This is a genomic window from Streptomyces sparsus (assembly GCF_054776295.1).
Map to the genome: position 1 here is coordinate 1 of NZ_BAAHCA010001686.1, position 574 is coordinate 574.

At 77.5% G+C, this 574-nt stretch carries 1 pseudogene; it reads left to right on the forward strand.

The window, feature by feature from the left end:
* Nucleotides 1-574: pseudogene (locus tag ACYVE9_RS30305) on the forward strand (hypothetical protein); the annotation flags it as partial.

The following is a 574-nucleotide window of genomic DNA, read 5'->3' on the forward strand; positions in this document are numbered from 1 at the left end:
AGCCGACTCCGATTCGCTGGACCCGGTCGACCCGGCCGCCGCCGCGACCGCCCGGGCTCGGGCCGCGCGCCTGCTCCTGGCCCACCGGCACGGCAACCAGGTCGCCTTCGACGGCGCGCTGGACGGCCTGTTCTGCGACGAGCAGACGCGGGACCTGGTCGCGGCCCTGTGCTGGATCGCCGGCGAGGGCGTACGGCAGTGCCACCGCACCGACGAGGCCGCCGACCGCGAACTGCACCGGCTGGCGAGCCTCGCGCGGTACGGGGAGCGCTGGGCCGAGACCCACGAGGACGCCGCACCGGACGTGGCCGTGCTGCTGACGGCCGTCACCCGGGACGACGTCGAGCGGGTGCGCACCCTGCTGCGGGCCACTCCCGACACCACCTACCTGCTGGGCGGGCTGGTGCAGGCGTTCGCGCTGCTGCTTCCCGCCGTGCCCCGGCCCTACCTGCGCCGGGTGCTGGACGAGCTGAGCACCACCCCACCGGCGCCGCCCACCCCCGACCCAGCCCCCGCGGATCCCGCCGGCGCGGATCCCGCCGCTCCCGGGGCCACCTCCGCCGAAGCCGCCACC